Raw genomic sequence first — 10,008 nt, forward strand, 5'->3', positions numbered from 1 at the left:
ACCCCCTTAGCCGATCTCCGCTGTCTAGACAGTGTAGGCAGAACCCTTGACATCCGCATCAGCCGTCTGGCACCTTCATGTCATCACTACTGTCTAGACAGTACGGACTGCCTAGACGGGGTTCGCGAAAGCCGAGGAAGGCGGAGCGCTCAACGCTCCGCGCGCCGACGGACCGCAAGCCGCCTGTTCGTTGAGAACTCCATGGGGTCGCGCCTCCCCGAAAAGGTTGCCGTGCACGGCTGAGGTTCCGTGCCGCCGGCCCGCCCCTCTTGGCGGCCGAGATCTGACTTTCTGCCGGGTGGCGCGGTAGCTGTCTGCTGCCGCGCCCCGGTTCCCCTTCTCTTGATCATTCTTCGGAGGTTTCCGTGAGGAAGCGTCTTGCCCCCGCCGCGGTCCCCGACGAACCGTCGCCCGCTGACCTGGCCGCGATCGAATCTGAGTGGCCGTTGATCGATGCCGAGTTGGCGTTCCTCGACGCCGAGATCACCATGCTCAACGCCGCGGACCGCGGTGGCCCGTCCCCGCTGGACTGGCGGCGCCTACGCCGGGCCGAGGCCCGGGTGACCCGCGCCGCCGCTGACCTGTCCCGTGTCGAGTCCGACCCGGGCCGCGTGGCCTGATGCCCCGCGTCCGCGCCGCCTTCCACGACCCAGACGGCGCGCGGTACGGCATCCCCACCTACTGGTGGCGCGGCGCACCCGCCGGCTACGCCACCCGCCGGCAACTGCGCGCCGAGGGGCTACGGCCCGGCGGTCAAACCGTCGCCGCACAAGTGATGTGGGCCGGTGTCGGTGGCGTCCGTGTCGCGTACCTGTACCGCGTCGACCTGGCCCGCCCGAAGCGGGTCGCGACGCCGCGCCAGCGGCAGGCAATCAGTCGGGCGCTCCGCGCCCGGCGTATCTGCCCTTCCTGCCTCTGCGAGCGGCCCTACTACATCCCGCGCTCGCTCGGCGAGTGCCTTGACTGCGCACCCTCGGAGGTGACCGCATGACGACTCAGCTCGCCCCGACCGACCCGCGCCCGCGGGTGACGCCGTACACGATCGACCGCCGGATCTCCGGCACCCCCGCCGAGGTCGCCGCGACCGTCGCGACGCTGCGCACGAGCGCCCGACTGATCGCGATGAGCCTGCCCCGCCAGGTCGCCGACGACCCCGCCCGGGTATGGGTGCGCGTCCGCATCCTGGCGCCCCGCCCGCGCACCGCAGTCCACGCGACGCCGCGCCCGGTGCGCCGGGTGGTCCGGCGCCGGTGGCCGGTCGCCGTAGGCGTCACCGCCGCGGGTGCCGCCGCGACCGGGGCGGTGTGGGCGGTGGTCACGTTCCTAGCCGCGCTCGCCGCGCACTGGCCCGCCGTGGTCGGTGTGCTCGTTCTGCTCTCCCTGCTCTGGCTGTCGCTAGGCCGCGCGGGCGTCTGCTGCCCCGGCCTGCACTGCCCCGGCTGCAAGCACTAACCCCGCCCCTCGATTGGAGATCATGAGATGACCGCTCCCGCTTCGGCGTACCCGCGGTCCGTGGAGAGCTTGCTCCCGGACGCGAAGGCAATGACCGCGCGACTCGGCAACACGCCGACCCGCAACCAGTTGATGAAGGAATTCCGGATCGGCGCACCGAAGGCAACCGCGCTGATCGAGCTACTGAACGCCAAGCCCGCCCGACGGGCTAAGCCCACCCCGCCCCCGGCGCCGCCCGCCGGTCCGGTCTACACCTACCCGGACCCGATCGGCCCGGTACCCGGACCCATGCGTCCGGTCATCATCGCGACCGATGAGATCGCCGAGCTGTCCGGGGACGCCCCGCGGGCCGGGCTCAAGGCCAACGCTCTCAAGTCGGTCCGGTTCGCGCTCCTGTCACAAGGCCAGGACCCGCTCGGCCGTCACGCAGAGTCGCAGGTGGCGGTTGACGGACACCCGGACACGAAGATCGCCACCGCGGCGCCCGCGGCGACCCGGGCCGCGCGTCGGCCGGTGGCGTGGCCGGTGCTGCTGCTGGCCCTGCCCGCGTTCGTGGCCATCTGGTCCGGGTGGGTGGAGCTTGGCGAGCTTGCCGGGTTCGGTGTCGTTCACCCGCTGCCCGGCATCGCCGACGGCGTCAAGCTCAACACCGCGATCACGCTCCCGATCGGTGTCGAGACCTACGCCGCGTACGCGCTGTGGGTGTGGCTGTCCGGCCGCGCCCCCGCGGTAGCCCGCCGGTTCGCGAAGTGGTCCGCGATCGGCTCCCTGATCTTCGGCGCCGCCGGGCAGGTCGCCTACCACCTGATGAGCGCCGCCGGCCTGACCGTCGCCCCGTGGTGGATCACCACCGCGGTCGCCTGCCTGCCCGTCGCCGTGCTCGGCATGGGCGCCGCCCTGGCGCACCTGCTCCACGCCGACAACGACCAGCACCCGGCCTGACCTGCAAAGGAGCACATCGTCATGGGTTCGAAGGTCCCGAACACCATCAGCGACAAGCAGATGGCAAGCCTGCGCCGCCGCGCGGAGAAGGCCGCACCGCCGATGTTCAGCGACGAGGCGATCAAGCGGCGCAAGGCCGCCAGCGCCCAGATCAAGAACGCGCACAAGAACTGACCCCTCCAGACGCTGACCCCGCGCCAACCACACCACGCGACCGCCCGCTCGAAAGGAAACCCCTGCAATGGCTAGCAAGCACGAGGCACGCGCGCACTACGGCCAGGGCTCATCCCGCTCGCTCGGCATCTTCGGAAGCGCCAGCGACGCGCGTAAAGCCGCGGACAGCGCCCGGACCCGGCGCCGTACCGGGTCGTCAACCACGTACACGGTCAAGAAGAAGGGCAAGTAGCACCGCCCGGCGGCGCGGCCCCTGGCCTGGAAACCCGTGCCGCACCGCCGGCCCTGCATCCCTCAGCCAACCGACCTCGGGAGAGGACTACATGCTGACATCCCTGCGCGCCATGTGGCGCGCCGCCGTCGCCCGGTTCCGGCCGCGCCCGTTGTGGTGGCTCGGCCGCCCGCTGCGGGCAACGATCGCCCGAGACACAGACGGCGCCTACCTGCTACGGATCGCGTACACACAAGGCGTCGACTGGGTCGCGCTGCCCGCGGGAGCCCACCCGTCGGACCCGCCGGACGCAGACCAGCTCGCCGCGGTCGCGGTGGCGCTGGCCGAGCGGAACCTACAGCCCACAGAGCCGTGGGCCATCGACACCAACGCCGAGCTGTGCGCGTCATTGGTAGCCACCCGCTGGCCCGGCGCCACCACGCGGCGCGGCCAGACGGAGCGCTGAGCTTTGGCTGACTCCTGCTCGCGCTGCCCGGCCCTGCAAGCCGAGGTCAACCGGCTGGCCGCTGCGGTGGCCCGGCTGGAAGCCCTCGTGTCGTTCCTGCGTCGCGTGCTCGCCGAGTTGATCGGCGGGGTAGCCGCGACTGCCCGGTTCATCGACGCCGAGATGACCGAGGCCACGATGCCGGCCCGCAAGGTGCTCCCGGCCGTGCACACCCGTCTCGAACTCCTGCTCGAACGCGTGGAAGGGAAGTGACCCGCGATGAGTGAAGCTCCTACCGTGTGGCCGGACGACGACGACCGGCCCAAGCTGCACCTAGTCATCCCCTCGACCCGCGCCCACCCCGACCCGGACACCGCCACGGACGCCGAGACGCGCCCGGTCGGCCCGGTCATCGAGGGTGTCCCGGTCGACATTGACGACCGGCCCGCCGAACGGCTCGACGTGCCGCTCACAACGGCGTGGGCGGATGTCACCTCCGGCAACGTCCGGCCGCGGACCCCGATCATCCCGGCGTGGCTGCGCGGGTCGCAGCGCCGCCAGGTCGCGCGCGCGATCGGCAACCTCGCCGGCTACACCCTGGCCTTCCACGCCACCCGCAGCCCAAAGTACGCCGCGAAGGTCGCCGTGTACGCGCCTGTCGGCGCGGTCCGGGTGGTCGGGCGGCTGCTGCACTGGGCCACCGCGGAAGAGGGCAACTGGCGGCTACGCCAAAACGCCGCGACCACCAACGACGCCCACACATGGCAGGCACTCAACCGAACCCGTAGCCGCGAGGCCCGCGGGCGTTGGTGGGCGCTGGCCGCGGGTGTCGTCGCGGCGATCGTGGGCCTGTTCGTGTTGCGTGGCACGGGTTTCGTGACGCCACCGATGGCGTGGGCCGCGCTCGCGGCGCTGGTGCTCGTGCTCGCCCGGGTCGGGCGCCCGGCTGACCGGCCGATCACCGACCGGGTGGCGAACGGGCCGCGGTTCACGAAGCTGACCGCGGAGATGGTCCGTGCGGCGTTCACCTCGCTGGGCTTCTCGGTCATGAAGGAACCGGGCTCGATCTCGTTCGTACACCCCGGTATCCACCGTGACGGGCCGGGCTGGTTGGCCCGGGTGAACCTGCCCGCGGGTCTGGAAGCGGTCAAGGTGCTCGAACGCCGCGGCGCTCTGTCGTCCGCGTTGCGTCTGCCGGTCGATCAGGTCTGGCCCTCGCCCGGCCCGGAACACGCCGGGCAGGTCGACCTGTGGGTCGGCTACCAGCCCTCTTCCAAGATGGGCAAGCCCCGGTGGGGTCTGGACTCGCCGACCGCCCGCACATCGTACTTCGAGCTGGAAGAGTTCGGCACGGACGAACGGCAACGCGCCGTGTGCACGCAACTCGCGTTTCAGAACTTCCTGATCGGCGGGCGGCCCGGGTCCGGCAAGTCGTTCGCTGGCCGCGCGATCGTGACGATCGGCATGCTCGATCCCACGGTTGAAATCAAGATCGTGGAGTACAAGGGCACCGGCGACTTCCTTGACCTGGCCCCGATCTGCTCCACCTACGCGTGCGGACTGTCCGATGAGGACTTCGCCACCGGCCTCGCCATCCTGAATTGGGGTCTGGCGGAAGCGGAGCGCCGCGGCAAGCGGATCAAGGAAGCGTACCTGCGGGGCGAGGCACCGGAACGCAAGGTCACGCCGGAGCTTGCCCGCAAGCCAGGTTCGGGGCTGCACCCGATCCTGATCGTCATCGATGAGGCACACGAACTCTTCGGTGACAGCGTGGTCGGCGCCGACGCCGCCAGTGCGGCCGAGCGGCTCGCCAAGCGTGGGCGGGCGCTCGGTATCACGCTGGTGATCATCACGCAGATTCCGGACAAGGACAGCCTGCCGACCGGGATCACCCGGAACATCGGTATCCGCTGGTGTCTGGCGGTACCGGATCAGGTCGCGAACGACATGATCCTCGGTACCGGCGCCTACAAGCGCGGGATCACCGGCACCGTCTACCGCCCGGTAGTCGACGCCGGATGGGGTGTCCTGACGGGGCTCACGGAGCCGACCGCGGTCCGCGGGCACTACCCCGACCCGGAAGCAACCGCCCGGATCGTCGCCCGCGCGACCGCCCTGCGGGGTGGCCTGCGGGTCGGCGCCGCGGATGAGCAGCTTGCCGCGGCGCGGGATCTGCTCGCCGACATGCTCGCCGTAGCCGGTCGCAACGGCCAGCACTGGGCACCGGCCGCATCCGCGCTCACCGAGCGGTGGCCCGATGCCTATCCGGCCATGACACCCGAGGCGCTCTCCGAGTTGGCCCGTGCCCGCGGCGTCGCGTCGGTCGACGTGAAGATCTCCGGCCGCAACCTCAAGGGCTACAAGGTCACCGACGTGCGCGCGCTGATCGCCGCCCGCGACGCCGCGGATGGCACGGACGGTCACTGACCGTGTAAGTAGCGGGTCGGGTAGCGGCATCGGCGCCGGTAGCGCCGCCGCTACCCATCCCGCTACCCCGCCCGCTACCCGCAACCTGCCCAGATTTCCGCAGGTCGCGGGTAGCGGCCCCTCGAAAACCACCTCTGAAACCGCCCTGGGAGGCATCCGTGGGCTACCTCGCCATGCTCGCCGCAATCACCCTCTGTTACCTCCTGATGTGTTGGGTCAAGCCGTTCGGTCGCTGCCAGCGCTGCCGCGGCGTCGGCGCACACCCGCATCTGATCACCCGACGCCTTCGCCCGTGCCGGCGCTGCCACGCGTCCGGCCTCCGGCTGCGCACCGGCCGCCGGATCTTCAACTACTTCGCCGCCATCCGACGCGACGCGACCCGCAACACCCCGAACGTCCAGAGAGGACACACGCCATGAGTGGCGAACCGACCATCACCGTGATTGGCAACCTGACCGACGACCCCGAGTTGCGCTTCACCCCGTCCGGCGCCGCGGTCGCCCGGTTCCGGGTCGCTTCGACGCCGCGATACCTCGATCGGCAGAGCAACGAATGGCGCGACGGAGAGCCGCTGTTCCTGTCGTGCTCGATCTGGCGCCAGCCCGCGGAGAACGTCGCCGAGTCGCTGTCCCGCGGGTCGCGGGTCATCGTGACCGGCCGGCTGCGGCAGCGCACCTACGAGACCCGCGAGGGTGAGAAGCGCACCGTGATCGAGCTGGAGGCCGACGAGATCGGCCCGTCGCTGCGCTACGCCACCGCCGCGGTCCGCAAGATGGACCGCGCCGCGGGTCGCGCCGCCCCGGAAACCTCGCCCGGTTCGAGTCGCGCCGCTGACGACGACCCGTGGTCGGTCACCGCGCCCGCGGGCACCGCCGGGCAGACAGCGGCGTTCGATGACGAGCCGCCGTTCTAGCCATGACTGGCGACGGCGTGTGGATCGGCGCGAGCTATGTGACCGGGCGGCCCGTGCCGATCCGCGAGCCATACCCGCACATCTGCGCAACCACCGTCACCGGACGCGCGACCGGGCGCCGCTTCCGCACCGAGCGCAGGCAGTGCGCCGCGTGCGGGGCGGCCCGGTCCGCCTACCAGCCGGGAGGGAACGTGCCCGATACGTTGACTCTGCTCGCCGCCGCGCTCGACCTGGCCCGTCAGGGCTTGCCGGTGTTCATGCTCGGCCGCTCGAAACGACCTGTGGCCAACTGCCCGGACTGCCCGCGCGACGACCCCGACCACGACGCCGCGGGATGCGGGCACCTGACCTGTCACGGCTTCTACGCCGCGAGCCGCGACCCCGACCGGATCGCGGGCATCCTCGACGCCGTCCCGCTCGGGTTGCTCGCCATCCGCACCGGCAACGTCGCCGGAGTCGCGGTGGTCGACATCGACCCGCGCAACGGCGGGCGGATCGACCCGGGCCTGATGCCGCCGACCCGGGCGGTGCGCACCGGTAGCGGCGGCTGGCACCTCTACTACACCCACCCGGGCGGGCCGCTGGCCGCGAAGGTCGCCGGACTGCCCGGCGTGGACCTCAAAGCAGACGGCGGCTACGTCGTCGCCCCACCCTCGATCCACCCGCGAACCGGCCAGCCGTACCGGTGGATCGGCGCGCGGCCGGTCGCGGCTATGCCCCCGGCGTTGATCGAGCGTTGCCGACCCGCCGACGGTTCCGCGGGGGTGAGCCGTCCCAGCCGTCCCAGCCGTCCCAGCGCAGGTCAGCCCCGGGACGGCTTTTCGAGCGGGACGGCTCAAGCCGTCCCAGCGGCCCGCATTCCCGGGGCGGGGGGCATCTCATCCCCAGCCGCGTTGCTCGCAGCCCACCTCGCCGCGGTCGCCGATGCACCCGAAGGCACTCGCCGGACCACCCTCTACGGCGCCGCCCGCGGCGTGGCCCGGATGGTCGCCGCCAGAGCGCTCACGCCGGGCGACGCCTACGCCGCGCTCTACGAGGCGGGCCGGGCCGCCGGGCAGACCGACCGCGACATCCGCGCCGCCATCCGCGGCGGATTCCGAGACGAATCCGTTGCCACAGAAGGGATCGCCGCATGAGCGACCAACCCGAGCACAACGGAGCCGCCATCCTTGACCGACTCCACGCCATCCTGACCCGCTATGTCGTACTGCCCTCGCCCGAGGCCACCGACGCCGTGGCTCTGTGGGTCGCCGCCACCCACGCACAACCCGCGTGGGCGCATGCCCCGCGGCTGGTCATCCGCGCGCCGGAGAAGCGGTGCGGGAAATCTCGTCTGCTCGACGTCGTGGAAGCGACCAGCCGACACCCGCTCATCACCGTCAACGCGTCCACCGCGGCGGTTTACCGCTCGATCGGAAGCGACGACCCGCCCACGATCCTCCTCGATGAGGCAGACACCGTGTTCGGGCCGAAAGCAGGGGAGGCCAACGAAGACCTGCGCGGGTTGCTCAACGCCGGGCACCAACGCAACCGGCCCACCATCCGGTGGAACAGCGCGCAGAACCGCGTCGAGACCATCCCTACCTTCGCAATGGCCGCGCTCGCCGGAATCGGCGCCATGCCCGACACGATCGAAGACCGGGCCGTGGTCATCCGCATGCGACGCCGCACAGCAGATGAGACCGTTGCTCCGTTCCGTCAACGCCGCGACGGACCAGCCCTTCGCCATGCCGCGGACGCGTTAAGCCGCTGGCTACGGGCCAACCTCGCGCGGCTCGAACACGCCGAACCGGTCATGCCGCTCGAAGACAGGGCCGCGGACACGTGGGAACCACTCATCGCGGTGGCTGACCTCGCCGGTGACGACTGGCCCGACCGGGGACGGCACGCCGCCGAGACGCTGACCGCCGAGCGAGACGGGGACTCCGCGTCATCCGACCGGATACAGCTCCTGATCGACTGCCGCGCCGCGTTCGGCGACCTCGATGCCATCCCCACATCGGTCCTGATCGAGCGGTTGAAAGCCGACCCCGAAACGCCATGGGCAGAATACGGCGGGGCCGGCCTGACCTCGATGCGGCTGGGCACCCTCCTACGGGAGTACGGGATCACCTCACAGAACATCCGATTCGGGCCGCCGCACGGGCAAGTCAAGGGCTACCGACGCGACGACTTCACCGACCCGTGGCGCCGCTACTGCCCACCGCCCCCGACCACGCCCGAGCGCACCGCACCGGTCCGTCACCTCCGACCGGTGCCCGGCCCGCCCCTGCCCGGCCTCGATGAGATGCCCCCGCCCCCGCGGGACGCCCGTGGGACGGCTTAAGCCGTCCCGCCCCGAAAGCCGTCCCGGGGCTGACCTGCGCGGGGACGGCTGGGACGGCTGGGACGGCTCACCCCTGCCGAACGACGACCCGTCACGGGCACCCAACGATCAACCCGGTTCATACCGGCCCGCTGAGAGCCACAGAGACGCATTCGCCTATGGCTCTACCTTCACCTGCCCCAGATCTTGGCTCTACGACGCTCTCAGCGGGCCCCTGTACGGCAATCTGCCGCATCGAGTCATCGACGTACGCGCGATAACCGACCGGCCGAGAAAGCCGCACAGGAACGAAATCAGAGGACTCCGCGACGCCCGATACACCCCCACGGGAGGCCCGCAGTGAGCACGAATGACGACAGCCGAGTCGTCTTGACGATCGAAGAGGCCGCGAGACAACTCGGGGTGGGTCGCACGACCATGTACGGACTCGTTTCAGCGGGCGCGATTAGGTCGATCACCATCGGGCGACTTCGCCGAATTCCCGCTCGATGCCTCGCCGAATACGTCGATGCGCTACTCACCGAATCCGATGATCTGCCGTCCGCGGCGTGAGAGGACCGAGAATGCCCCGAAAGCCCAACGGCGCATCGACTATCTACCAGGGGAACGACGGATCTTGGCACGGCCGAGTCACGGTTGGCGTCAAGGACAACGGCACACCCGACCGGCGTCACGTCCGGGGCAAGACCGAGGCGGTTGTAACGCGCAAGGTCAGGGAGCTTGAACGCGAGCGAGACGCCGGAACCGTGCGCAAGGCTGGCCAGCGGTGGACGGTGAAGACCTGGCTCACGCACTGGGTCGAGAACATCGCCGCGTCCGCCGTCCGTGAGAACACCATCGCCGGCTACCGGGTGGCCGTGTATCGGCACCTCATTCCGGGACTCGGCGCGCATCGGCTGGAGAAGTTGCAGCCTGAGCACATCGAGAAGTTCACGCGCAAGATGCAGGAGAACGGCAGTGCGGCAGCGACCGCCCACCAAGCGCACCGCACGATCCGCACTGCGCTGAGTGAGGCAGTGCGCCGGGGGCACATTGGCCGCAACGTGGCGCGGCTCGCCAAAGCGCCGAAGCTCGAAGAGGAAGAAGTGGAGCCGTACTCGATCGAAGAGGTAAAGCGG

14 protein-coding genes are annotated in these 10,008 nt (G+C 70.7%); all 14 read left to right on the plus strand.

Going from position 1 to position 10,008, the window contains the following annotated elements; genetic code table 11:
- Positions 1–365 precede the first annotated feature (365 nt).
- Positions 366–620 carry a DUF6284 family protein gene (locus Air01nite_RS39575; RefSeq protein ID WP_203708558.1) on the plus strand — a complete coding sequence of 85 codons (255 nt, stop codon included), beginning with the start codon at positions 366–368 and terminating at the stop codon, positions 618–620.
- On the plus strand, positions 620–991 hold the full coding sequence (locus tag Air01nite_RS39580; protein ID WP_203708559.1) for an RRQRL motif-containing zinc-binding protein: 372 nt from the start codon (positions 620–622) through the stop codon (positions 989–991). Before Air01nite_RS39575 ends, Air01nite_RS39580 begins: the two co-directional genes overlap by 1 nt.
- Positions 988–1,452 (plus strand): hypothetical protein, encoded by a 465-nt coding sequence (locus Air01nite_RS39585; RefSeq protein ID WP_203708560.1) that lies wholly within the window; start codon positions 988–990, stop codon positions 1,450–1,452. Before Air01nite_RS39580 ends, Air01nite_RS39585 begins: the two co-directional genes overlap by 4 nt.
- A gap of 27 nt (positions 1,453–1,479) precedes the next feature.
- The gene (locus Air01nite_RS39590; protein ID WP_203708561.1) at positions 1,480–2,394 is read left to right on the plus strand and encodes an ABC transporter permease; all 915 of its coding nucleotides are present in this window, start codon (positions 1,480–1,482) and stop codon (positions 2,392–2,394) included.
- 21 nt (positions 2,395–2,415) lie between these two features.
- Complete coding sequence (locus tag Air01nite_RS39595) at positions 2,416–2,568, plus strand: hypothetical protein (protein WP_203708562.1); 153 nt, start codon at positions 2,416–2,418, stop codon at positions 2,566–2,568.
- Between the two features lie 67 nt (positions 2,569–2,635).
- Entirely contained in the window at positions 2,636–2,800 is a 165-nt protein-coding gene (locus tag Air01nite_RS39600; RefSeq protein ID WP_203708563.1) for a hypothetical protein, read from the plus strand.
- A 91-nt stretch (positions 2,801–2,891) separates the two neighbouring features.
- The gene (locus tag Air01nite_RS39605) at positions 2,892–3,245 is read left to right on the plus strand and encodes a hypothetical protein (RefSeq protein ID WP_203708564.1); all 354 of its coding nucleotides are present in this window, start codon (positions 2,892–2,894) and stop codon (positions 3,243–3,245) included.
- Between the two features lie 3 nt (positions 3,246–3,248).
- On the plus strand, positions 3,249–3,497 hold the full coding sequence (locus Air01nite_RS39610) for a hypothetical protein (RefSeq protein ID WP_203708565.1): 249 nt from the start codon (positions 3,249–3,251) through the stop codon (positions 3,495–3,497).
- A 6-nt stretch (positions 3,498–3,503) separates the two neighbouring features.
- Positions 3,504–5,651: an FtsK/SpoIIIE domain-containing protein gene (locus Air01nite_RS39615; RefSeq protein WP_203708566.1), complete on the plus strand. Its 2,148-nt coding sequence runs from the start codon at positions 3,504–3,506 to the stop codon at positions 5,649–5,651.
- Between the two features lie 415 nt (positions 5,652–6,066).
- Positions 6,067–6,564: a single-stranded DNA-binding protein gene (locus Air01nite_RS39620; RefSeq protein ID WP_203708567.1), complete on the plus strand. Its 498-nt coding sequence runs from the start codon at positions 6,067–6,069 to the stop codon at positions 6,562–6,564.
- Between the two features lie 191 nt (positions 6,565–6,755).
- Positions 6,756–7,700: a bifunctional DNA primase/polymerase gene (locus Air01nite_RS39625; RefSeq protein WP_239091279.1), complete on the plus strand. Its 945-nt coding sequence runs from the start codon at positions 6,756–6,758 to the stop codon at positions 7,698–7,700.
- Positions 7,697–8,890, plus strand: a complete 1,194-nt coding sequence (locus Air01nite_RS39630) for a DUF3631 domain-containing protein (protein ID WP_203708569.1) — start codon at positions 7,697–7,699, stop codon at positions 8,888–8,890. The genes Air01nite_RS39625 and Air01nite_RS39630 overlap by 4 nt, the downstream gene beginning before the upstream one ends.
- A 339-nt stretch (positions 8,891–9,229) precedes the next feature.
- Positions 9,230–9,442 (plus strand): helix-turn-helix domain-containing protein, encoded by a 213-nt coding sequence (locus tag Air01nite_RS41730; protein ID WP_203708570.1) that lies wholly within the window; start codon positions 9,230–9,232, stop codon positions 9,440–9,442.
- Positions 9,443–9,453: 11 nt separating this feature from the next.
- Positions 9,454–10,008 (plus strand): site-specific integrase (locus tag Air01nite_RS39640; RefSeq protein WP_203708571.1); only part of this gene is annotated, 555 nt, incomplete at its 3' end.

It is taken from the genome of Asanoa iriomotensis (assembly GCF_016862515.1).
GTDB lineage: Bacteria > Actinomycetota > Actinomycetes > Mycobacteriales > Micromonosporaceae > Asanoa > Asanoa iriomotensis.

Excerpts from the sequence above, each read along its gene's own strand:
- Air01nite_RS39580 (WP_203708559.1), top strand. The coding sequence starts at position 620 with ATGCCCCGCGTCCGCGCCGCCTTCCACGACCCAGACGGCGCGCGGTAC.
- Air01nite_RS39585 (WP_203708560.1), top strand. The coding sequence starts at position 988 with ATGACGACTCAGCTCGCCCCGACCGACCCGCGCCCGCGGGTGACGCCG.
- Air01nite_RS39590 (WP_203708561.1), top strand. The coding sequence starts at position 1,480 with ATGACCGCTCCCGCTTCGGCGTACCCGCGGTCCGTGGAGAGCTTGCTC.
- Air01nite_RS39595 (WP_203708562.1), top strand. The coding sequence starts at position 2,416 with ATGGGTTCGAAGGTCCCGAACACCATCAGCGACAAGCAGATGGCAAGC.
- Air01nite_RS39600 (WP_203708563.1), top strand. The coding sequence starts at position 2,636 with ATGGCTAGCAAGCACGAGGCACGCGCGCACTACGGCCAGGGCTCATCC.
- Air01nite_RS39605 (WP_203708564.1), top strand. The coding sequence starts at position 2,892 with ATGCTGACATCCCTGCGCGCCATGTGGCGCGCCGCCGTCGCCCGGTTC.
- Air01nite_RS39615 (WP_203708566.1), top strand. The coding sequence starts at position 3,504 with ATGAGTGAAGCTCCTACCGTGTGGCCGGACGACGACGACCGGCCCAAG.
- Air01nite_RS39620 (WP_203708567.1), top strand. The coding sequence starts at position 6,067 with ATGAGTGGCGAACCGACCATCACCGTGATTGGCAACCTGACCGACGAC.
- Air01nite_RS39630 (WP_203708569.1), top strand. The coding sequence starts at position 7,697 with ATGAGCGACCAACCCGAGCACAACGGAGCCGCCATCCTTGACCGACTC.